The organism is Gandjariella thermophila (genome assembly GCF_005405885.1).
In the GTDB taxonomy this organism is placed as follows: Bacteria; Actinomycetota; Actinomycetes; order Mycobacteriales; family Pseudonocardiaceae; genus Gandjariella; species Gandjariella thermophila.
The window spans coordinates 111,158-133,491 of sequence record NZ_BJFL01000004.1 but is presented as its reverse complement, the minus strand read 5'-3'; the positions used below and the strand labels follow the sequence as shown (position 1 = coordinate 133,491).

Genomic DNA, 22,334 nt, shown 5'->3' with positions numbered 1-22,334 from the left:
GCCCTTACGACAGCCGGGTGAAACCTGGCGGAAGCACTTCCCACACCCTTCGGCCCTTCTCCACACTCCAGGAATCGATTTCTCGACGGTGCAGCTCGGAGTCGAGGTGCGGCGGATGAGGGGGTGTCATGGGCAGTACTCCCCCGCTGGTCGCGATGACGGGCATCGGCAAGCGCTACGGCGGCGTCCAGGCCTGCCGGGACGTCGACTTCGCGGTGCGCTCCGGCGAGGTGCACGCGCTGCTCGGCGAGAACGGCGCCGGTAAGTCGACGCTGATGCGGGTGCTGTCCGGGGACATCACCGACTACGAGGGCAGCATCGAGATCGACGGTGCGCCGGTGCGGTTCCGCGGCCCGGCGGACGCGCAGCGGGCCGGCATCGCGATGATCCCCCAGGAACTCGACCTGGTGCCGGCGCTGTCCGTGGCGGACAACATCTTCCTGGGCCGCGAGCCGCGCAGCCGGTGGGGTGGCGTGGACCGGCGGCGGATGGAGCGGGAGACCGGGCGGCTGCTGCGCCAGGTCGGCATCCGGCTCGACCCGCGCCAGCCGGTCGAGGAGCTGCGCACCGGCGAGCAGCAACTGGTCACCATCGGCAAGGCGCTGTCCCTGGACGCCCGCGTGCTGATCATGGACGAGCCCACCTCCGCGCTGTCCGCGGCCGAGGTGCAGCGGCTGTTCCAGGTGATCGCCGAGCTGCGCGCGGCCGGCGCCGGCGTGGTCTACATCTCGCACCGGATGGAGGAGATCGGCGCGGTGGCCGACCGGGCCACGGTGCTGCGCAACGGCCGCGTGGTCGCCGAGTTCGCCGCCCGGTCGATGACCGCCAGCCAGGCCGCCGAGGCCATGGTCGGCCGGCCGCTGTCCGCCATGTTCCGCACCACCAGCGGCGAGCCGGGGGAGGAGGTGCTGCGGGTGCGCGAGCTCGCGGTCCGGCCGCGCCGCCCGCGCCCCGGCCGCCGGGAGCCGGCCGGCATCACGCTGTCCGTGCGCCGCGGCGAGATCGTCGGTGTCGCCGGGCTGCTCGGCTCGGGCCGCACCGAGCTGCTGGAGACGCTGTACGGCGCCGGCACGCCGGGCCAGTGGACCGGTGAGGTGCTGCTGCGCGGCCGGCCGGTGCGGCCGCGCGGGCCCCGGCACGCGGTGCGGCTGGGGTTGGCCTTCGTCCCGGAGGACCGGCGGATCTCCGGGCTGGTGCTGGAGCACTCGGTGCTGGCCAACACCGCGCTGTCCATTGTGGACCGAATCGCGCGGTTCGGGTTGCTGCGCCGGCGCACCGAGACGGACGCCGCGGCGGACGCGGTGCGGCGGCTGCGGGTCAAGCTGGCCGGCCTGGGGCAGCCGGTGGGCACGCTCTCCGGCGGCAACCAGCAGAAGGTGGTCTTCGGCCGGATGCTGCTGCTGCGGCCGGACCTGCTGCTGCTGGACGACCCGACCCGGGGCGTGGACGTGGGCGCCAAGGCGGAGATCTACCGGCTGCTCGGCGAGGTGGCCCGGGAGGGGGTCGGCATCCTGCTGGCCTCCTCCGAGCTGGACGAGCTGGTCGGCGTGTGCGACCGGGTGATCGTGCTGCGCGACGGGCGCAGCGTGCGGGAGTTCGGCACCGGCGAGGCACGCGCGGCGGAACTGCTCGCCGCGGTGATGGGTGACGGCGGGGAGGCGGGTGCCGCGCCGCCGGGTGAGCGGCCCGCGTCGCGGGTGGGAGGCGGCACATGACCCAGCGGGAGACCATCCAGCGGGAGTCCGACGGCGCGGCCGCACCGCCCGCCGAGCGGCGGCTCGACGTGGTGAGCGTGCTGTTCCGGTTCCAGAGCATGCTGGGACTGGTCGCGGTGTTCATCGCCGCCGTGCTGTTCTCCCCCCACCGCGGCGCCCAGATCCTGTTCCTCACCAGCGAGAACCTGTTCAACGTGGTCCGCGCGGTCGCCGAGATCGGGATCATCGCGGTGGGCATGACCTTCGTCATCCTGATCGGCGGGATCGACCTGTCGGTGGGCGCCGTGCTCGGCCTGGCCGCGGTCGGCTCGGCCGTGCTCATGGTGGAGAACGGCATGGGCGTCGTGCCCACCGTGCTGCTGGTGCTGCTGATCGGCCTGGTGTTCGGGCTGCTGCAGGGCATCGCCTCGGCGAGGTTCGGCATCCAGTCGTTCATCGTCACGCTGGCCGGCCTGCAGGTCGCCAGGGGGCTGGCCCGGATCTGGTCCGGCGGGCAGGGCGTGGCCATCGCCTACGGCGACGGGCCGGGTGAGGCGCCGGTGGCGTTCTCCCTGCTCGGCGAGCGAACGTTCAACGGCCTGGTGCCCATTCCGGCGCTGATCTTCGTGGTGGTCGCCGCCGCGGCCATCGCCTTCCTGCGGGTCAGCGTGTTCGCCAGGCACCTGTACGCGGTGGGCGGCAACCAGAAGGCGGCCCGGCTGTCCGGCGTGCCGGTGAACCGGGTGAAGATCGCCGTCTTCGGCATCTCCGGCGCGCTGGCCGCGCTGGCCGGCATCGTGCACGCCGGCCAGCTCAACCAGGGCAGCCCGAACGACGGAGCCGGCTACGAACTGGACGCCATCGCCGCGGTGGTCATCGGTGGCACCAGCCTGGCCGGCGGGCGCGGCTCGGTGGTCGGCACCGTGGCCGGCGCCCTGCTGCTCGGCGTGCTGAACAACGTGCTCGCGCTGAACAACATCGACGCCAACATCCAGCTGTTGATCAAAGGTCTGGTCATCGTTGCGGCAGCGGGGCTGCAACGGCTTCGCCCGGCGCTGTGATTCCGGGTGACGGAGGAAGGAGTCTCCATGATCGCGCGCAGACTCCGAAGGAGAGAGAGCACCATGGCACGTCCGGTCCCCATCGCCCTCGCCGCCACGGCGTGCGCCGTGCTCGTGTTGTCCGCCGGGTGCGGCACCACGCACGAGAACGCCGGTCAGGCACCGAACGCCGGAACCAACACCAAGTGCAAGGGCCCGAACGGTCACTACGTGATCGGGATGAGCCAGGCCAACGTGGCCGAGCCGTACCGGCAGCGGATGAACGACGACATCCGCAACGCCGCGGCGAGCGTGCCCCAGTTCGAGGTGAAGTTCGCCGACGCCGCCCAGGACAACGCCAAGCAGGTCTCCGACGTGGAAAACTACCTCACCCAGCAGATCGACCTGCTGATCATCAGCCCGAACGAGTCGACCCCGCTGACCGGCGTGGTGAAGAAGGCCTACGACAAGGGCATCCCGGTCGTGGTGCTGGACCGCAAGGTGGACGGGGACGCCTACACCACCTTCATCGGCGCGGACAACACCGACATCGGTCGGCAGGCCGGCACGTTCATCGCGCAGAAGCTGCTGCCGAACGGCGGCAAGGTGGTCGAGCTCAAGGGCCTGCCCGGCTCAACCCCGGCCCAGGAGCGTGACGCCGGCTTCCAGCAGGCGATCGCCGGCAAGAACATCCAGGTGGTCGCCACCGGCGTGGGCGACTGGCTGCGGGACAAGGGCCAGCAGCAGATGGACGCGATCCTCAAGGCGCAGCCGCAGATCGACGTCGTCTACTCGGAGAACGACCCGATGGCCGAGGGTGCCTACCTGGCGGCGAAGTCGGTCGGCCGGGAGAACTCCATCAGGTTCACCGGTATCGACGGCCTGCCCATCCCGTCCGGCGGCATCAAGGCCGTGGAGGACGGCCGGCTGACGGCCACATTCGTCTACCCGACCGGCGGCAAGGAGGCCGTCGAGGCGGCGAAGAAGCTGCTGATCGACTGCCAGCAGGTGCCCAAGAAACAGACCCTGCCCACCCAGTTGGTGACCAAGGACAACGCCGAGGCGGTCTACCGCGCCGCCAACGGGGGCTGACCGGCCCTCCCACCCGCAACCCGCTCACCGGACCCGTCCACGTCGCCGCGCTCGTCACCGGGCGCGGCGGCGTGGACGGGATTCCGTCCACCCCCGCCCGCCTCCGCGGCACGGCACGGCTTCGGGAAACCGCCGCCGTCCGCGCCGCGGTGAAACCGTCTACATCGAAACCGTCCACGCGTATTCCCGACGCCGATTTCCGCCTCCCCCGGAAACCGACCGCGGTGACCGCTACCCGGAAACCGCCGCGGTGACCGGCTCAATGTGACCGTCCACAACGGACACCGATGTCCGTCGACCGAGGGAGCTCGCCATGCGCGGCACACACACATCTGGTCACCGCGCCCGCCGGCGCGGCGTGACACGTGGCATCGGGTTCTTACCGATGCTCGGCGTCGCCGTGTTGATCATGGCGACCGCCCTGGCCGCCCCGGCCTGCGCCGCGGCACCGCCCGCCGTGACCACGGCCGCGGTCACGCTGTCTCCCGGCCCCACCGGCTGGGCCAGCTACCGGCATCTGGACGCGCTGGCCCAGCTGCGCAGCGGCGAGCAGACCCGCCAGTTCTCCAGCTTCGACCGCACCGGCGGCAACGACGACGGGTTCGACGGCGCCTACTCCTGCCTGCGGATCACCGACGGCTGCGTGATCGCCGAGCGGTCCGGCGCCGGGGAGATCTCCTCCATCTGGTTCACCCGGGACTACGGCGTGGTCCGCGCCACCGGGTGGATCAGGATCGAACTGGACGGCGAGACCGTGCTCAACGCCCAGTTACAGGACGTCGTGGACGGCCGGTTGGGCGCCCCGTTCGTCTGGCCGCTGGTCGGCAACGGGGACGACACCGCGGGCGGCGCGGTGATCAAGGTGCCGATGCCCTACCGGCACTCCATGCGGGTCACCGTGCAGCACAACCCGGACTTTTACCATGTCGACTACCGCGTCTTCGCCAGCGGTGACGGGGTCAGCACCTTCGACCCGGGCGACCGGGCGCAGGACGTGGTGGACCGGCTGCGCGCCTTCGGCCTGCGCGACCCCAAGCCGGCCGCGGCGGGCGCGCGCACCAGCCGGGTGGTGACCGATGTTCCGGTCGGCGCCACCCGCCGGGTCGCCGACATCACCGGATCGGGGCGGATCACCCAGATTCGGCTGCAACTGCCGCAGGTGTCGGTCAGCCCGAGGGCCGGGGACGACGGGCGCGCGTTCGGCGCGGGCGGCGGCAGCGCGTTCACCGTCCGGATCGACCCGGCCAACACCGGTGTTCGGCTGGTACGGCGGTTCGACCCGATGATCGGCAACCAGCGGGCCACCGTGTTCGTCGACGGCCAGCCGGTGGGCACCTGGAGCGGTGGGCCCGCCCAGCCGGGCGGGAGCTGGGACGTGCAGACCCTGGAACTGCCCGCGTCGCTCACCGCGGGCAAGTCGGTGCTGCACGTGGCGAACCGGTTCGTCTCCTCCGACCTGGACGTCAACGAGTTCCGCTACGACGTGCACAGCAGGGTGGGCGGCGAGTGGACCCGCACCGACGTGATGGACCTCGGGCCGGGACACCCCGGAGCCGAGCAGGCGCACGGCTACACCATCACCGCGCCCACCTGGCAGGGCTCCCGGGTCTACCGGTACTCCTGGATCGACCCGGCCACGGTGAGCCGCTCGGACGCGGTCCTGGACGGCGCCCACCTTCGCATCACCTTCGACGGCCGAACCACCGTGGACGCGCCGATCGGCGAGTTCTTCGGCACCGGCCTGGGCAAGTACGACGTGATGAACCTGATGTCCTCCGTGGACGGTGCGGCTGATGGTTGGTACACGTCCTGGTGGCCGATGCCCTACGGGGCGCACGCCACCGTCGAGCTGGTCAACGGCAGCGGCGTGCCGGTCAACGGTGCGGTGGTCGAGGTGACCTCCGCGGCCGACTCTTCGGTGGGCACCGACCTGCGTACCGGCACGATCGGCTACTTCAACGCCACCCACCGCAGGGGTGTGCCGGCCACCGGCTCCGACTACACGTTCCTGGACACCGCGGGCACCGGTGTGTTCTACGGGGTCACGCACAGCATGCGCGGGCTGATCTCGGCCAACTCGGCGGTCGCCGACAACCAGCCCAAGTCGCTGGCCGAGGTCAACCGGCGGGCCTACCTGGAGGGCGACGAGCGGGTGTTCGTGGACGGCGCGGCCAGTCCCGCCTGGCACGGCACCGGCACCGAGGACTTCTACGAGTCCGGCTGGTACTTCCGGGACGGCACCACGTACGAGATGCCGCTGGCCGGCAACCCCGCCTACGAGTTGGACGGGGACGGCTGCGCCAACGACTGCACCGGAGCCTACCGGTTGATGGTCGGCGACGCGGTGTCGTTCGCCACCGGCCTGCGGTTCGGCATCGAGCACGGCCCGGTGGACGACGCGCCCGCCGACTACAGCTCCACCGCCTACTGGTACGGCCAGCCCGCGGTCACGCTGCGGCAGACCGATCTGGTCGATCCGACCGACCCGGCGGGCCGCTCACTGCACGGGTACAGCGCGCAGGGGGAGACCTCCGGGCAGCTCACGTCCACCTATGAGGGCGACGACCGGGCCGTGCCGGTGACCCGCGCGGTGACCGCGGCGACCGGACCGATCCGCTTCACGGTGACCGTGGACCCGGGTAACTCCGGGCTGCGCCTGACCAGGACGGGCGACCAGAACCAGGCCTACCAGTCGGCGGACGTCTTCGTGGACGGCAGGCTGGCGGGCACCTGGCTGGAACCGCTGGGCAACCAGCACTCCCGGTGGCTGGACGACTCCTTCGAGATCCCGGCGTCGCTCACCGCGGGGAAGGGCTCGGTGCAGGTGTGGCTCAACCCGGTCGGCGGGGCACCGGCGTGGTCGGCGTCCCAGTACCGGGTGCTCTCCCGGGTCGGTCCGGCCTGAGCCAGCGCATGCGAAAGGGGCCGGCCGGCGGGGCCGGCCCCTTTCGCGTCGCCGGTTACGGGTTGCTGCCCGGGTTCGCGCCGCTCGGCACGTTGGTGCGGTTGTCCGACTTCGGCGCGTTGCCCGGCAGGTAGATCACGTTCGGCATCGGGCCGGGCGACCACAGGCCGGAGTGGACCTCGTGGGTCACTCGCTCCGCCGCGGACGCCGGCAGCGCGTTCGGCTCGTACGGGTCGATCGCGTACAGCGTGCCCCAGTCGCGGTCGATCTGGCCGTCCAGGAAGGCGGGCAGCTTCCGCACGGTCGCGTCGACGTTGAGCCAGCCGAACGGTCCCCCGGCGTCCGGCGCGGACCAGCCCTGCCCCTGGCGGCGGAAGTCCGCGTCCCCGGTGATCCGGTAGGCGGGCATCTCGGCCACGCCGTTCAGCGTGTTGAACGGCCGGGCGCACGGGTGGGCGAGGCCCACCGGCCACTCCAGGAACACCGGCCGCCCGAAGATCACGTCGGTCATCCGGACGAAGGTCGGCACCCGGGGCGCGCTGACCGCCATCCAGTTCTCCACGCCCAGCGCGTTGGCCTCGGCGACGATCCGCACCTGGTCCGCCTGCGCGTCCGGCCCGCTGAGCGTGACGCTGGCCTCCCGCCACACGTTGGCCGGCCCCTTGATGATCTGGTGCCGGTCGATGACCTGGAAGCCCTTGGGGGTGTTCTTGCCGAACTCGAGGAACACCGCGTTCGGCCCGGCCTCCATCCCGGCCAGCGCGATCACGATCGGTGCCTGACCCGTGCGGGCGCTGTCCGGCAGCGTGTACCAGGGGGTGCGCAGTTCGCCGGTGAGCGGGGCGCCCGGGGCGTAGGTCCCCCACACCGGGGCGTTGTCGTCACCCAGCCGGTAGGGCGGGGTCCAGTCCGGCTGGGCCGGGTCCTGCCCGTTGCCGGGCGGCAACCCGTCCCGCCCCCTGCGGAATCCGGTCATGGCCGGCTGCAGGGCCTCCTCCGGGGACGGGGTCGTACCCGTGGGGTTCGGCGGCTGGTTGGGCGGCGGCGTGGTGGGCACCGGCTTGGGCGCCTGGTTCGCCGCCGGCTTGAGCACGTCCCGCAGCGGGTCCGCCTCGACCAGCACGTGGTCGGACAGGCCGCAGGTGTCCTGGGTGAGCCGGGTGATGTTGTCCGCACCGAGGCTGTAGGTGTGCGACTGCTTCTGCAGCACCTTGACGAAGGACAGCACCTCGAACAGCACCAGGAGGGCACACACGATGGCCAGCGGCGCCGAGCCGAGCAGCAGTGCCCTGCCGCGCGTCTCCGGCGGGTGCTCCACCACGCCGTGGTCGGGGATGCGCAGGTGCTCGATGCCGGCGATCAGCAGCGCGATGCCGGCCGCGATCAGGATGATCGTGCTGAACTGGTGCCCGCCCACCGAAGGCGGCTTGTCGTACCAGGGCACGCCCCACGCGGACACGTACCACCAGGCGTTCGGGCCACGGAAGGCCAGGGCCAGAATGATCATCAGGCCGGCGACCACCAGCGCCCGGTTGCGCTTGGACCGCAGCACGGTCGCGCTGCTGGCCAGCGCGGTGAGTGCGGCCAGCGAGCTACCCAGCGCGGCGAACGCGCCGAAGTGGTGCGTCCACTTGGTCGGGGTGAGCGCCAGCACGACGAACGACATCATCGTGATGCCGATCAGCCGGCTGCTCGGGCCGAGCGCGGCGCCCCGGATGCGTCGCCGGCGCAGCAGCACCACCAGGCAGATGGCCAGGCAGAGGATCACCAGCAGCACCGGGAACCGCCGGGCCAGCGAGCCGTCCGCGGTGCCGCTGAACAGCGCCTGGTACCGGTCGAACTCCTCGTACCATTGCTCGGCCGGGCCGATCTGGGTCTCGATCCGCTTCGCCTGCAGTTCGGCGACCAGCGTCTGGTCCTGGAAGACGATGGCCAGCACCGCGGTCGCGGACGCCGCCAGGGGCAGCAGTACGGCCGCCCAGCCGAACGGCCGGATCCGCTCCCGCAGCAGCTTGGTCACCGGCCGCGCCGCGGCGAGGAAGGGCAGCACCGCGATCACTCCGGTGGGCGTGGCCGCGATGGCCAGGGTGGCGGCGAAGAGCCCCAGCGCGAGCGGGACCAGCCGCCGGGCCGCGACCGCCCGCTCCACCGCGCACATGGCCAGCAGCGCGCACAGCGCCACCACCGGCTCGGGGCGCAGCCCGTTGTTGAACGGCAGCCAGAAGCACAGGAACACCGCGGCCGCCGCCCAGCCCGCCGCGCGGCTGCGCCGCACCTCCTTGCCCAGCCGGGGCAGCGTCTCCCGGCTGATCAGCAACCAGCTTCCGATGCCCATCAGCAGGGCGGGCAGCCGCACCCACGGCGTCGCGGTACTGACCTGCACCCACGCCGAGTACAGCTCGTAGAACCACCCGAACGGGGCTTCCGGGGCGCTGAACCACCGGTAGTAGTTGCCGACGTAGCCGGACGCCGCACGGGCCCGCGCCATGGTGAGGATGTAGCCGTCGTCGGAGGTGATCGCGCCGATCAGCGTCCAGGTGATCAGGACGGCGTAGACGGCGATGTCCCGGCCGGTGGGCTTCCACCACCCCTTCGGCGCCAGCCGCGGGGCGCGCCGACCGGCCCGCACATCGAGCCGGTGCAGGATCCACACGCAGCCGGCCAAGCCGACGAACGCCAGCACCATCACGACGTCCTTGAGCACGGTCGCGCTGGTCTGGAACCGGGTGTCGGTGCGGATGTCGACGGACAGACCCTTGACGTTGTCCCTGCCGGCGTCCAGGTCGGAGAAGATCCCGGTGACCTGCGGGCGGGCGTCCGCCCGCAGGTCGACCAGCGGCTTACCGGCCAGCGTGACCGTGGTGCGGTGGGCGTCCGAACTCAGCGTCACCATGCAGTCGCCGGCCGGGACCTTGGCGGTGGCCACCTGCTGGCCGCGGTTGGTCACCACCAGCTCGCCGCGCTGCACCTGCAGCGACATCCCGGTCATCTTGCCGTAGGTCGACTCCGGCGGAGTGGTGTCGACCAGCACCGCCGACCCGGAGGACCGCTCGTTGAGGTCCCGCATGGCGGTACACGGCACGTTGGCGTGCAGCCACACCGGCTGGTAGGAGACCAGCGGCGCGTTGACCGGCCGGGTGCCCTGCTGGGTGGGCCAGTGCAGGGTGACGATGTCGTTGACGACCGGGAGGAACGGGACGGCGACGCCCATCGCTGTGCCGAACAGTCCGAGGAGCACGGCGAGCCACCGCAGCCTGCGGTTCGGGTCGCCACCGGGGGTGGGGTGCGACTGCTCCTCCTCCCGCTCCGTAGGGCCGGGGGAGGTTTTGCTCGTTGGGTACCCGGATGTCAGCACGAGGGAGACCGTAATTGTCGTTCATCACCGGCTTGTCGCCACGTCCCCTCTTACCGCATCGCGGGACGTGGCAGGCTTATCGGCCGCCGAGACTACGCGATGATCCGCTGCGGCCCGGCAACGGGTTGCCCGCGCGTCCGTGTTCGGTCCGCGTTTGTTCACCGGTTCCGCGTTGTTGCTGACGGGTTTGCCGCGGCAGGTGCGCGATTTTTCCGGTTCCCGCAACACCATCGGGTGAGCGGCCGGTGCGGAGCCGTGCCGTCACAGCCGGGAGCGCAGCTGTCCCTCGGACAGTGCGGGTTCGCCCAGCACGATCGGCGCGGGCTCGGTGGGCGAACTCGGGACCCGACCGGCGGGCGTGCCGGCATGGTGCAGCAGCCGGGCGCCGTGGCGGGCCAGCACGCCGATGCCGGCCACGATCAGCAGGCCGGAGAGCAGTTCACCGGCGGTGACCAGGGGCCCGCCCACCATCTCCTCGCCGAACCAGGACACGCCGATCGCCACACCGATCAGCGGGTCCACCGTGGTGATCACGGCGAGCGCGGGGGAGACCAGCCGCCCCTGCTGGAAGGTGTTCTGACTGAGCAGGAAGCCCGTCGGGCCGATCAGGCAGGTCACGTACAGCACCCAGTGGTGCAGCGGCTCGGTGACCCCTGTCCGGAGCTGACCGGATATGATCTTCAGCAGCGCCGCGGTGACGCCATAGCACACGCCGGTGGCCAGGGCGAGCGACAGCACGTGCTCGCCGCGCCGAGCGCCGCCGAGGGAATCGCGATCGCGAGTGACGCGCCGGAGGAGTTCACCCGCCTCACCACCTTCCGCCGCGGCCTCCGCCTCCGGCAACAACCGGCCGGGTGCGGTTCTTCCGGGCGCAGCGTCACGATCGGATCACCGATTCTGGTGAGACAGGTGTTCCGCAGGGGGTTTCCGGGGCGGTTGCGGCACGTCCGGACGCCGACCGATTCATCGGTTGGCGGGCCATGTGGTCGGTTAGGGTGAATCCGGCGCGCCGGGAAGTCTGGTCGGCACACGAGCGAACATCGTCGCTGTCGGTGGGGAGGCTGACCGGGATGCGCAGCGTGGAGACGGTGCTCTTCCTCGTGGTGCTGGCCACGGTGGTGGCCAGCTTCGCGCACCGGCTGCGGGTGCCCGCGCCCTCCCTGCTGGTGGTGGCCGGGCTGGCCGTCGGCCTGCTGCCGGGGGTCCCTCCGGTGCAGGTCACCCCGGACATGGTGAGCCTGGTGGTGCTGCCGCCGCTGCTGTACGCCGCCGGGGAGGAACTGCCGTGGCGGGACCTGCGCGCGGTGCTGCGGCCGGTGACCGTGCTGGCGGTGGGCCTGGTGCTGGCCTCCGCTGCGGCGGTGGGCGCGGTCGCCGCGCTGGTCACCCCGCTGCCCCCGGAGATGGCCGTGGTGCTCGGCACCGTGCTGGCCAGCACGGACCCGGTGGCGGTGACCGCGCTGGGCCGCCGGCTGTCGCTGCCGCCCCGGATCCAGGTGCTGGTGCAGGCGGAGAGCCTTTTCAACGACGCCACCAGCCTGCTGCTGTTCCGTCTCGCCGTGCTGGTCGCGGTCGCCGGGAGCGCGATCACTCCGCGCGGCGTGGGCGGCGAGTTCCTGCTGCTGGCCGGCGGCGGTGCGGCGCTCGGCGTGCTGGTCGCCGGCGGCGTGTTCCTGGTCCGCAGGCGCACCGAGAACCCGGTGCTGGAGAGCGTTGTCGCGCTGGTCACCCCGTACGCCGCCTACGTGCTCGCGGAGGCGCTGCACACCTCGGGCGTGACCGCGGTGGTGGTGGCCAGCGTGGTGCTCGGCACCCAGGCGACCCGGCTGACCACCGCGCACATCCGGCTGCAGGTCGGCGCGGTCTACCAGACGGTGATCTTCCTGCTGGAGAGCGTGGTGTTCGGCGTCATCGGGCTGGAGTTGCCGACCGCGATCCGGCAACTGGACGGCGCCAACCGGTGGTGGCTGATGCAGGTCGTGGTGATCACCGCGACGCTGCTCGCGGTGCGGGTGCTGTGGGTGTTCCCGCTGTCCGCGCTCACCCAGCGGCGACGCGGCGCGGGCCGGCCCTCCTGGCAGATCCCCGCGGTGGTGTCCTGGGCGGGGGCACGGGGCGTGGTGCCGCTGGCCGCCGCGCTGTCGGTGCCGCTGACCACGGCGGCCGGTACGCCGCTGCCGGAGCGCGACCTGCTGCTGGTACTGGCGACCGGGGTGATCGTGGTCAGCCTGGTGGTGCAGGGGTTCACGCTGGCCCCGCTGGTCCGGCGCAGCGGGGTCGCCCGCAGTCCGGACGACGTGCGCCACGAGGACACCCTGGCCCGGCTGCACATGACCGAGGCGAGTCTGGCGCACCTGGAGCAACTCGCCGATCTGGAGGCCGCGCCGGACGCGGTGATCGACCGGCTCCGCCACGACCTCGAGGCCCGGATCGACCGGATGCGGCAGCGCGGCCGGGCCGGCACCGAGCCGGACAGCGACCACACGGTCACCTACCGGCGGCTGCGCCGCGACCTGCTCGCCGTGGAGCGCGGCGAGCTGGACCGGCTCTACGAGACCGGCGCGATCAGCGACGGCACCCGCCGCCGCATCCAGCGGATGCTCGACCTGGAGGACGCCCGGCTGGCCGCCGACGAACCGTGACCCGCGGCCGGGCCGTGCCTTCCGCCGGCTGCCGGGCGCCCTGCCGCGCGAGGGGACGCTTAGTCCAGTTCCGGGATCCGGTCGCGGTAGCGGCGCAGCAGGCCGGCGTTGGCCTCGTCCCCACCCGGCACGTTGGAGCTGCGCCACAGTGGCAGCTCGACACCGGCCGCCTCGGCCCGCTCGGCCAGCCGGACCAGCACCAGGTTCCACAGGAACGCGTTGACGATCGAGGACATCGGCGCCGTGGTGGGCGCGTCGGCGGGGTAGCTGGCGTCACCCGGGCGCACCCGGTTGTCCAGCACGACGGTGGCGCACTCGGCGAGTGTGCGGCCCGCCCGGCGCGGCCCGTTCGCGCTGGCCGCCACCGAGGTGAACGCCACCACCGGGCAGCCGGCGGAGCTGGCCAGCTCGACGGGGTACGGGTTGATGCCCGAGGTGGAGAACACCACCAGCACGTCGTGCTCGCCGATCCGCACGCCGGCGAGCACCTCCGCGGCCAGCCCCGCGTGTCGTTCCGCGGCCGTGCTGCTCGCCGCGCCGTGCAGCGGCAGCAGCTCCGGGCGGTAGAGCGGGTGCACGCAGGCGAGGCCCCCGGCGCGGTAGAAGGTTTCGGCGACCGCGGCCAGCGAGTGGCCGGCGCCCGCGGTGAACACCGTGCCGTCCGCCGCCACGGTGCGCAGCAGCAGCTCCGCGGTGTCCGCCACGGCCGTGGCGTTGTGCTGCTCCACCGTGGTCAGGTGCTCGCGGACCAGGCTGCCGTAGTCGCTGCCGGTCACCGCCTGTGCGGTCATCTGCGTTACCTCCGCTGCCCGCCGGGATGTTCCCGGCCACGACTCGCGCGGGCTAATTGGTCTGTACCATTGTGCGGCCCGCGTCAAGTGCCGGTCACTCCCATCCCGTGGAAAGGATTTCCCGGCGGGCCGCGGTGGCCGAGACCATGGCCGGCGTGCCGGAGCCGGAAGTCGATGCGGGGGCCGCCGCGCCGCTGCGCGCCGCGCGGGTGGCCACGGCCGCGGTGTTCACCCTGCACGCCGCGCTGTTCGCCTCGTGGACGCCGCACGTGCCGCTGGTCAAGGACCATCTCGGGCTGACGGCGGGCGCGCTGGGCCTGGCCCTGCTCGGCGCGCCGGTGGGCTCGGTGCTCGCCACCCTCACCGCGGGCGGCGCGGTGAGCCGCTGGGGCAGCAGGCGGGTCATGCTGGTCACCCTGCTCGGCTACGCTTCCTCCTCGGTCGGGCTGGGCCTGGCCGGCTCGGCGGCCGGGCTGTTCGCCGCGATGCTGGTGTGGGGCGGCTTCCAGGGCGCCCTGGACATCGCGATGAACGCGCAGGGCGTCGCCGTCCAGCGGCGCTACGGGCGGCCGATCCTGGCCAGCTTCCACGCCGCGTGGAGCCTGGGCGGGTTCGCTGGCACCGGTCTCGGCGTGCTCGCGCTCGCCGGCGGGCTGGACCTCACCCGGCAGATGGCGATCTTCGCCGGGATCGCCGTGCTGGCCGCCGGCCCGCTGGTGCGGCCGCTGCTGGCCGACGACCACGCGGTGGAGCAGCAGCGGCTGGCCTGGCCGTGGCGGAACCGCCGGCTGGCCCCGCTCGCCGCGCTGATGTTCGCCGGGCTGCTCTGCGAGGGCGCCGCCGCCGACTGGGCCGCCGTGTACCTGCGTGACTCGCTGGCCGCGCCACCGCAACTCGCCGGGTCCGGGTACGCGGCGTTCGCGGTGGCCATGTTCGCCGGTCGGGCGCTGGGTGACCGGTGGTCGGCGCGGTTCGGCGGGCTGCCCGTGGTGGGTGTGCTGGCCGGGGTGGGCGGCGCCGGGATGGCGGTGGCCCTGGCGGTCGGGGCGCCGTGGCTGGCGCTGGCCGGCCTGGCCGCGTTCGGTCTGGGCCTGTCCTGCGTGGTGCCGGTGGTGTTCAGCGCTGCGGCCGAGGTGCCGGGCAGCCACCCCGGTCCGGCGATCGCCGGCGTGGTCACCGGCGGCTGGGCGGGGTTCCTGCTGGGCCCGCCGCTGATCGGGCTACTCGCCCAGACCGTGTCGCTGCCGTGGGCGCTCGCCCTGCTGCCGGTGCTGTGCGGCGCGATGGTCGCCGTGGCCGTGTCCGCGAACCGGCCCGCGCGTGCGGGCGCGCCGTGACGGCTCAGCGGAGATCCTCGGGGCGGTCCACGTCCTCGCCGGTGGCCACGTCGTCGCAGGGCACGTCGCGCGGCGGGTGGTCGCGCAGGTACTCCCGGGCGCCGGCGTCGCCACGCGCCCGCTCCACCACCCCCGGCCAGTGGTCGCGGCCAATGAGCACCGGATGCCCTGGCGCGCCGTGGTAGGTGGCCCGGGCCAGGGCGTCCGGGGCGGCCAGCGCGCCGAGCCGGCGCACCGCGTCCGCGGTCACGCCGGGCACGTCGACCGGCAGCACCAGCACCGCGGGCGTGGCGGTGCCGGCCAGCGCCTCGAGGCCGGCGCGCAGCGAGGAGCCCATGCCGGTCGGCCAGTCCGGGTTGTCGACCAGCCGGGTGCCGGGCAGCGCCGCCCGAGCCCGGATCTCGGCGGCCGAGGCGCCCAGCACCGCGACCACCGGGGCGCATCCGGCCTGGTGCAGCACGTCGGCGGCGCGCTCCACGAGCAGCCGGCCGCGCCAGGACACCAGCGCCTTGGGCATCCCGAACCGGCGGCCGGCCCCCGCCGCGAGCAGCAGACCGGCCACCGGGGCCGGGGATGGGGGCATGGCCGCCAGCGTAGCGATCAGCCGGCCGGCGCGTGCCTGGCCAGTTGCTCGCTCATCTCAGTCGCCGCCGCCCTCCGGCTCACCCGCCCCGACCGCCAGCACACCGTCCATCTCGGACAGCGCGGCGACCAGGTCGTGCACATCGGCGGAACCCTCGACGCGCAGCGACAGGTCGATCACGTCGCCGTGCGCGGACGTTTCCAGTCGGTCGCGCCGCTGCGCGCGGCCGCGTTCCAGGTCGTCCTCGGCCGAGCCGCGGCGCGCGGTGTCGAACTCGGCGACCACGAAATGGTGCCGGGTGGCCGCGGCGAGCACGTCACGCAGCACGCCGTGACCATCCAGGTAGCTCACCCGGACCGCGGACGAGAACGGCTGGCGGCGGGTGATCCGGCGCAGCAGCGGCGGGTAGCCGTATACCACGAGGAAGTGCGCGCCGGTGACCAGGAGCGCGAGCAGCGGCAGCCCGGCGCCGCAGGCCGCGCCGACCGCGGCCACCACCCAGATCACCGCGGCGGTGGTCAGCCCGCGCACCGCGTCCCGGCGGACGAAGATCAGCCCGCCGCCGACGAACCCGATCCCGGACACGATCTGCGCGGCCACCCGGGAGGGGTCCAGCACCACGTGCTCGGACAGCACGTCGGTGAACCCGTACTTGCTGATCAGCAGGAACAGCGCGGAGCCGAGGCCGACCAGGGTGTGCGTGCGCAGGCCGGCGCTCTTCTGCCGCAGCTCGCGTTCCAGACCGATCAGCGAGGACAGCAGCAGGGCCAGGAACAGCTCGACCGCCTGCGTCCACCCCTGGCCGAAGGGTTCGCCCAGGACGTTGGTCATAGCCGACCTGCCTATCATGTCGGCGGGCGAGACTCAGTGCCTGTTGTGAGAACGCGCGCCGCGATCGCGTCGCCGGGACTCGCAGGTGACCTGGCACGCCCTGCTTGTCCTGGTGTCTCGTCCCGCCCCCACGATCGCGGGGCTTCGCCCCGGCGCGTTCCGCAAAATCAGCATCGCAGGTCAGTCGAGTTCCGGAACGGGCTGTCAGTGCGCGGCGAGGTGCTCCAGCAGCAGCGCTGTCAGCTTCTCCGCCGCCTCCTCCGGCACCCAGTGCGAGACGTCCTCGAGCACCTCGAACCGGTACGGCGCGTCCACCCACTGCTCGGTGCCGAACGCGCCGGTGGAGCCGAGCGCCACGTCCTCGGTGCTCCACACGAACAGGGTGGGCACGATGATCGTGTCGCGGGGGCCGCCGAACTTCATGGCCCGGTACCAGTTCAGCGCCGCGGTCAGCGCGCCCGGTTCGGACAGCCGCATGACGTAGTCCTCCACCCGGGAGGCCGGCACCCGGTGCTCGTAGACCGCACGCAGCGCCGCCGCGTCGTTCTCCAGCAGTGTCCGCTCCGCCGTGCCGGCCTGCTGGAACACCTGGATGTAGGCGGACCGCCGCTGCTGGTCCTCGTCCTCCTTCAGCGCCCGCCGGAACGCCTCCGGATGCGGCACGGAGACCGCGGTCAGAGTGCGCAGCCGGTCCGGGTGGGCGGCGGCGACCGCCCAGGCCACCGCGGCGCCCCAGTCGTGCCCGACCAGGTCGAACCGGGACCAGCCGAGCTGGTCGGCCATGGCGAGCACGTCGCCGACCAGCTCTTCCATCCGGTAGTCCTCGACCCGTTCCGGGCGGACGTCGGGGGAGTAGCCGCGCTGGTCGGGCGCGACCGCCCGGTAGCCGGCGGCGCCCAACTCGGTGAGCTGGTGCTCCCACTCGGTGGCGGCCTCGGGGAAGCCGTGCAGCAGCAGCACGCCCCGCGCGTCGGCGGGGCCGCTGGCCAGCCCGTCGAAGGTGCCGGCGGAAGTCGGAATGCGAACGTGCTCGATCATGCCGGCGACTGTAGCGGAGGCGGGCGAACGCTGTTAGGTAACGCTGCTAACGTAATGGTCCCTATTTCTTCAGTGTAGACCGAATTAATCCGGGCCGTCCTGCTCGCCCAGGTCGGCCAACTCGGGAAAGGTGGCCACGTAGTCCGCCAGCACGCGGCGGGCCGCGCCGACCGAGTCGACCAGCGGATGGCCGGCGATGGCCCGCAGCGCCGCCGCCCGGTCCCGCTCGGTCGCGGCGGTCAGGGCGTCGCGTTCCACCGCGCGCACCGCGCGCATCAGCGCGGCGAGGTGTTCCCGCACCGGGGCCACCGCGAGCGGGCGCGCCCCGCCGGCGTCGACCAGGCAGGGCACCTCCACCACGGCGTCGCGGTCCAGGCCGGCCAGGCCATGCCGGTTGCGCACGTCGAGGATCATCGTGTCCCGGCGGCCGGTGGCGAGGGCGCGCAGCAGGTCCAGGGCGATCCGCTGGTAGCCGCCGGCCTCGACGTCGGCGGCGTCCCGGGGGCCGGCGCCCACCGCGTCCCTGGCCTCGGCCAGGTAGGTGTCCTCCCGCTCGGCGCGGGCCCGCCGCCACAGCCGCAGCGCCGCCCTGGGGTCGCGGCGCGCCGCGCGGTAGAACTCCTCCTGCTGGGCGCGCAGGAACTCGCCGCGGGTGGCGCCGGTGGCCCGCAGCCGCTCGACGGTCTCCCGGGTGGCGTAGTAGTAGTGCAGGTACTCGTTGGGCAACGCGCCGAGCGCGCGCAACCACTCCGGGTGGAACAGCCGCCCCTCCTCGAACGAGCGCAGCGCCGCGTCGTCGGCCAGCAACTCCGGCAGCCGGTCCCGGCCGTCCACCACGACGGCGCGCAACCAGCCCAGATGGTTCAGGCCGACGTAGTCGAAAGCCGCCCGCTCCGGGTCGACGCCGAGGGCGCCGGCCACCCGCCGGCACAGCGCGTCCGGCGAGTCGCACACGCCGATCACCCGGTCGCCGAGCACGCCGGCCATCGCCTCCGTGACCATCCCGGCCGGGTTGGTGAAGTTGACCACCCACGCGCCCGGCGCCCGCTCGGCGACCCGCCGGGCGATGTCCACCGCCACCGGGATCGCGCGCAGCGCGAAGCAGATCCCGCCCGGGCCGACGGTCTCCTGGCCGAGCAGGCCGTGCCGCAGGGCGATTCGCTCGTCGGCGGCCCTGCCGGCCAGACCGCCGGTGCGGATGGCGACGAACACCGCGTCCGCGCCGGTCAGTGCCGTCACCAGGTCGGTGGTCGGGCGCAGCCGGGGCCGGGTCGCGCCGCCGGCCTGCTGCCGGAGCACGGCGGTGATCGCGGCCAACCGCTCGGCGTCCAGGTCGTGCAGCACCAACTCGTCGACCAGCCCGTCCGGGTCGGCGAGCAGGTCGGCGTGCACCAGCGGCACCCGGAAGCCACCGCCGCCGAGCAGCGCCAACCTCATCCCCGTACCCCCTTCGCCACCTCCCGCCGACCCTATCTCCCGCACCGATGGCCCTTGGCCGGCTCGGATCCTCGGGTGCAGACTCGATGCCCTGGTCAACGCGTCTTCGGCGGATCGAGGGAGGAGCGGGAGGGTGACCCAGCAGCCGTCCGGTGATCCGGCCGCCGCCCCGGTCCGGGGCGAGGCGAACGACGCGCCGTCGTTCGACGTGCTGCTGTCCGGAACGGTGTTTCTGGACATCATCTTCACCGGCCTGCCGCGGCCACCGGCGCCAGGCACCGAGGTGTGGGCGGAGGGGCTGGGCTCCTGCCCCGGGGGAATCGCCAACCTGGCGGTGGCACTGCGCCGGTTGCAACTCGGTACCGCGCTCGCCGCCGCGTTCGGCGAGGACGTCTACGGCGACTTCTGCTGGGAGGTGCTGGCCAACCAGGAGGGCGTGGACCTGTCCTGCAGCCGCCGGTTCTACGGCTGGCACTCGCCGGTGACGGTGTCCATGGCGGTGGGGCGGGAGCGCAGCATGGTCACCCACGGGCACCAGCCGCCGGTGGCCGCCGACGAGCTGCTCGACCCGCCGCCCCGTACCCGGGCGTGCTTCCTGCACCTGGCGTACGGCGAGGAGCGGTGGGTGCGCACCGCGAAGCGGCACGGCGCGCTGCTGTTCGCCGACGTGGGCTGGGACCCGACCGAGGCGTGGGCGCCGTCCGCGCTGCGCCGGCTGGAGGGCTTCGACGTGTTCCTGCCCAACGCGGTGGAGGCAATGCGCTACACCCGGCGGGACAGCCCCGAGGAGGCCGCGGCCGCGCTCGCCGATTTCGTCCCGGTGGTCGCGGTGACCAGGGGCGCCGCCGGTGCCTGCGCGGTGGACGCGGCCACCGGCGAGCTGGTGGACGTCCCCGGGCTGAACGTGGCTGCCCTGGACTCCACCGGCGCCGGCGACGTGTTCGGCGCGGGATTCGTGCTGGGCACCCTCGCCGCGTGGCCGCTGGCCCACCGAGTGCGGTTCGCCAACCTGTGCGCGGCGCTGTCCGTGCAGCATTTCGGTGGCTCGCTGTCCGCGCCCGGCTGGTCGGAGATCGCCGCGTGGTGGCGGCACATGAGCCGGCGGGACGACGAGGGGCTGCGCGGGTACCGGTTCCTGGACGCGGTGGTGCCGGCGGAGGCCAGGGTCACCGTGCGCCGGGCGAGCGCGACGATCGGCCTGCGCGGCATGCCCTGAGCGCCTCGGCCACGAAACCCTGCCGGTGCGCTGATGATTTCGGCGGGGGAGTACCTTGGTCCCTCGGCCTGCTGATCGCGTGACGAATGTGCGCGAAACCTTCGTCAGCGCGAGCAACCTCCAGCCGGTCCGGCGCGACTCATAACGGGGTGGGTGCCGCGTTTCGGGGGCTTGGAGTCGGAGGGCTTCGGGCCGGCCGCGGTGACGGCGGAGAGCACGCATGGTGTGGAAGGGGTAACCGAACCGTGGGGTTCGCGCGCGCGACGGGACTGATCAGGCTCTGCGGCCTGTGCGTGACGGCCGGTGTTCTGCTGGCGGCGATGCTCTTTCCCGTGTTCGGTGGGGTGGGCCTGGCGTCGAACCGGGCCACGGACACGGTGAACGAGATGTCCGGAGAACTGGCCAAGGCCGACCCCCCGATGGTCACCACGATTCTGGACAAGGATGGCGGACTCGTCGCCTACCTGTACGACCAGTACCGCATTCCGGTGTCCTCGGCGCAGATCAGCAACACCATGAAGGCGGCCATCGTCGCGGTCGAGGACAAGCGTTTCTACGAGCACCACGGCGTCGACTGGCACGGCATCGCGCGCGCTGCGGCCAAGGCGGGGGTGGAGGACCAGGCCACCGAGGGCGCGTCCACGCTGACCCAGCAGTACGTCAAGAACTACCTGGCCTATGTGGTCGGTGACGCGGACCAGGACGCCTACGCGCAGGCCACCGCGCACACCGTGGCCCGCAAGCTCCGCGAGGCGCGGATCGCGCTGCAACTGGAGCAGAGGGAATCCAAGGACGAAATCCTCACCGGCTACCTGAACGTCGTGCCGTTCGGCAACAAGACCTACGGGGTCGCCGCGGCGGCCCGCACCTACTTCAACACCACCCCGGACAAGCTCACCGTGCCGCAGGCGGCACTGCTCGCCGGGCTGGTCAACCGGCCGAGCGCGCTCAATCCCGGCAAGTCCCCGGAGGAGGCGCTGGCGCGGCGCAACATGGTGATCGACCGGATGCGGGAGAACGGCGCGTTCGGCAACCCCGCCGACGCGAGCGCCCGGCAGATCGCCGAGGACTACAAGAAGGCGCCGCTCGGCGTGGTGTCCCCGCTGAGCGTTCCGGCCAGCGACTGCGTCGGCATCGGGGAGGGCGCCAAGGACGGCTTCTTCTGCCGCTACGTGGAGGAGTACCTGGCCAAGGCGGGGCTGCCCACGGACCAACTCAAGCGCGGCGGCTACACGATCCGGACCACGCTGGACCGGCACGCCACCGACGTGGCCAAGCAGGCGGCGGAGAGCCAGGTGCCCAAGACCACCAAGGGCATCGCCAACGTGATGTCCATCGTCGAGCCGGGCACCGACAAGCATCGGGTCCGCGCGCTGGTGGCAAACCGGGATTACGGCAACAACGCCTCGGCCGGCCAGACCTCTTACGACCTGCCCGCGCAGATGATCCCGTTCGGTGCCGGGTCGATCCACAAGATCTTCACCTCGGCGGCGGCCCTGGAGCAGGGCCACCGGATCAGCGACATCCTGCCCACCCCGTACCTGTACACCTCCTCGGTGTTCAAGGGCGGCGGGTCGAGTTGCCCGTCAGCCGGGTACGGCGAGCACTGGTACTGCCTGCACAACGCCAGCCCCAACTACCCGCCGCAGATGACCCTGCAGGACGCCCTGGCCACCTCGCCGAACAGCGGGTTCGTCTGGCTGGAGGAGAAGGTCGGGGTGCCGGCGGCGGTGGACATGGCGGTGCGGCTGGGCATGCGCAGCCTGGCCACCACGAAGGACCCGGAGCGCACCGGCAAGACCATCGCCGACGCGGTCAAGAGCGAGAACCGCGCGTCATTCACCCTCGGGCCGACGCCGACGAACGTACTCGAACTGTCCAATGTGGCCGCCACGCTGATGAGTGGCGGCGTGTGGTGCCCGCCGACGCCGATCGAGCAGGTGCTGGACCGCAACGGCAAACCGGTGCCGATCCGCGAGCAGGGCTGCCAGCAGGTGCTCAGCACGCCGATCGCGAACAGCCTGGTGGTCGGTCTGAGCAAGGACGACCAGGGTCCCGGCACGTCGGCCGCGGCGGCGGCCGCCGCCGGGTGGAACCGGCCGGTGATGGCCAAGACCGGGACCACCCAGGAGTACAAGTCGGCCGGCTTCCTGGCCGCCACGCCGCAGCTCGCCGGCGCGGTGCTCACCTTCGCCGACGGCTCGGCGCCCCGGCCGATCTGCGACACCGACCCGCCGAGCCTGTGCGGGGAGGGCAACATCTACGGCGGCAAGGTGCCGGCGCGGACCTGGTACCAGACGATGAACACGCTGCTGGCCGGGCAGCCGGTGCTGCCGCTGCCGCCGGTCGACCCGCGCTACCAGTAGTCCCGGC

Annotated in this window: 15 protein-coding genes; 8 read left to right on the top strand and 7 right to left on the bottom strand. The window is 72.8% G+C overall.

Features of this window, described 5'->3' with window-relative positions:
* Positions 1-128: 128 nt before the first annotated feature.
* The 4 genes from FFT21_RS06420 to FFT21_RS06405 all read left to right on the top strand — a co-directional run bounded on the left by FFT21_RS06420 (position 129) and on the right by FFT21_RS06405 (position 6,731).
* Positions 129-1,715, top strand: a complete 1,587-nt coding sequence (locus FFT21_RS06420) for a sugar ABC transporter ATP-binding protein (protein WP_137812838.1) — start codon at positions 129-131, stop codon at positions 1,713-1,715.
* A gap of 98 nt (positions 1,716-1,813) precedes the next feature.
* Positions 1,814-2,755 carry an ABC transporter permease gene (locus FFT21_RS06415; protein WP_225978166.1) on the top strand — a complete coding sequence of 314 codons (942 nt, stop codon included), beginning with the start codon at positions 1,814-1,816 and terminating at the stop codon, positions 2,753-2,755.
* A gap of 63 nt (positions 2,756-2,818) precedes the next feature.
* Positions 2,819-3,826, top strand: a complete 1,008-nt coding sequence (locus FFT21_RS06410) for a substrate-binding domain-containing protein (RefSeq protein WP_137812836.1) — start codon at positions 2,819-2,821, stop codon at positions 3,824-3,826.
* 313 nt (positions 3,827-4,139) lie between these two features.
* Entirely contained in the window at positions 4,140-6,731 is a 2,592-nt protein-coding gene (locus FFT21_RS06405) for a glycoside hydrolase family 172 protein (RefSeq protein ID WP_225978137.1), read from the top strand.
* A 55-nt stretch (positions 6,732-6,786) separates the two neighbouring features.
* Here the strand turns inward: FFT21_RS06405 and FFT21_RS06400 are convergent, their stop codons facing one another.
* Positions 6,787-10,086 (bottom strand): arabinosyltransferase domain-containing protein, encoded by a 3,300-nt coding sequence (locus tag FFT21_RS06400; RefSeq protein ID WP_225978136.1) that lies wholly within the window; start codon positions 10,084-10,086, stop codon positions 6,787-6,789.
* A gap of 261 nt (positions 10,087-10,347) precedes the next feature.
* Complete coding sequence (locus tag FFT21_RS06395; RefSeq protein WP_137812835.1) at positions 10,348-10,824, bottom strand: DMT family protein; 477 nt, start codon at positions 10,822-10,824, stop codon at positions 10,348-10,350.
* A 314-nt stretch (positions 10,825-11,138) separates the two neighbouring features.
* Here FFT21_RS06395 and FFT21_RS06390 point away from each other — a divergent pair, with 314 nt between their 5' ends.
* Entirely contained in the window at positions 11,139-12,728 is a 1,590-nt protein-coding gene (locus tag FFT21_RS06390) for a Na+/H+ antiporter (RefSeq protein WP_225978135.1), read from the top strand.
* 59 nt (positions 12,729-12,787) lie between these two features.
* Here FFT21_RS06390 and FFT21_RS06385 read toward each other — a convergent pair whose 3' ends face one another.
* Positions 12,788-13,519 (bottom strand): SIS domain-containing protein, encoded by a 732-nt coding sequence (locus FFT21_RS06385; RefSeq protein WP_137812834.1) that lies wholly within the window; start codon positions 13,517-13,519, stop codon positions 12,788-12,790.
* 107 nt (positions 13,520-13,626) lie between these two features.
* Between FFT21_RS06385 and FFT21_RS06380 the strand changes: the two genes are divergently transcribed.
* Positions 13,627-14,856 (top strand): MFS transporter, encoded by a 1,230-nt coding sequence (locus tag FFT21_RS06380; protein ID WP_137812833.1) that lies wholly within the window; start codon positions 13,627-13,629, stop codon positions 14,854-14,856.
* 4 nt (positions 14,857-14,860) lie between these two features.
* On the opposite strand, the gene FFT21_RS06375 is transcribed toward FFT21_RS06380, so the two are convergent.
* The 4 genes from FFT21_RS06375 to FFT21_RS06360 form a co-directional block, all read right to left on the bottom strand.
* Entirely contained in the window at positions 14,861-15,439 is a 579-nt protein-coding gene (locus tag FFT21_RS06375) for a nucleotidyltransferase family protein (protein WP_137812832.1), read from the bottom strand.
* A gap of 57 nt (positions 15,440-15,496) precedes the next feature.
* Positions 15,497-16,270, bottom strand: coding sequence for an MgtC/SapB family protein (locus FFT21_RS06370; protein ID WP_137812831.1), 774 nt, complete (start codon positions 16,268-16,270; stop codon positions 15,497-15,499).
* A gap of 204 nt (positions 16,271-16,474) precedes the next feature.
* The gene (locus FFT21_RS06365) at positions 16,475-17,308 is read right to left on the bottom strand and encodes an alpha/beta fold hydrolase (protein WP_137812830.1); all 834 of its coding nucleotides are present in this window, start codon (positions 17,306-17,308) and stop codon (positions 16,475-16,477) included.
* A gap of 84 nt (positions 17,309-17,392) precedes the next feature.
* On the bottom strand, positions 17,393-18,745 hold the full coding sequence (locus FFT21_RS06360) for a family 4 glycosyl hydrolase (RefSeq protein ID WP_137812829.1): 1,353 nt from the start codon (positions 18,743-18,745) through the stop codon (positions 17,393-17,395).
* Positions 18,746-18,878: 133 nt separating this feature from the next.
* On the opposite strand from FFT21_RS06360, the gene FFT21_RS06355 reads away from it, so the two are divergent.
* Entirely contained in the window at positions 18,879-19,961 is a 1,083-nt protein-coding gene (locus tag FFT21_RS06355) for a PfkB family carbohydrate kinase (RefSeq protein ID WP_137812828.1), read from the top strand.
* A gap of 293 nt (positions 19,962-20,254) precedes the next feature.
* The gene (locus FFT21_RS06350; protein ID WP_225978134.1) at positions 20,255-22,327 is read left to right on the top strand and encodes a transglycosylase domain-containing protein; all 2,073 of its coding nucleotides are present in this window, start codon (positions 20,255-20,257) and stop codon (positions 22,325-22,327) included.
* Positions 22,328-22,334 lie beyond the last annotated feature (7 nt).

Bases quoted from the DNA above. Each gene is read 5' to 3' on its own strand.
- FFT21_RS06420 (WP_137812838.1), top strand. From the start codon at position 129: ATGGGCAGTACTCCCCCGCTGGTCGCGATGACGGGCATCGGCAAGCGC.
- FFT21_RS06415 (WP_225978166.1), top strand. From the start codon at position 1,814: ATGCTGGGACTGGTCGCGGTGTTCATCGCCGCCGTGCTGTTCTCCCCC.
- FFT21_RS06410 (WP_137812836.1), top strand. From the start codon at position 2,819: ATGGCACGTCCGGTCCCCATCGCCCTCGCCGCCACGGCGTGCGCCGTG.
- FFT21_RS06405 (WP_225978137.1), top strand. From the start codon at position 4,140: ATGCGCGGCACACACACATCTGGTCACCGCGCCCGCCGGCGCGGCGTG.
- FFT21_RS06385 (WP_137812834.1), bottom strand. From the start codon at position 13,519: ATGACCGCACAGGCGGTGACCGGCAGCGACTACGGCAGCCTGGTCCGC.
- FFT21_RS06375 (WP_137812832.1), bottom strand. From the start codon at position 15,439: ATGCCCCCATCCCCGGCCCCGGTGGCCGGTCTGCTGCTCGCGGCGGGG.
- FFT21_RS06370 (WP_137812831.1), bottom strand. From the start codon at position 16,270: ATGACCAACGTCCTGGGCGAACCCTTCGGCCAGGGGTGGACGCAGGCG.
- FFT21_RS06365 (WP_137812830.1), bottom strand. From the start codon at position 17,308: ATGATCGAGCACGTTCGCATTCCGACTTCCGCCGGCACCTTCGACGGG.
- FFT21_RS06360 (WP_137812829.1), bottom strand. From the start codon at position 18,745: ATGAGGTTGGCGCTGCTCGGCGGCGGTGGCTTCCGGGTGCCGCTGGTG.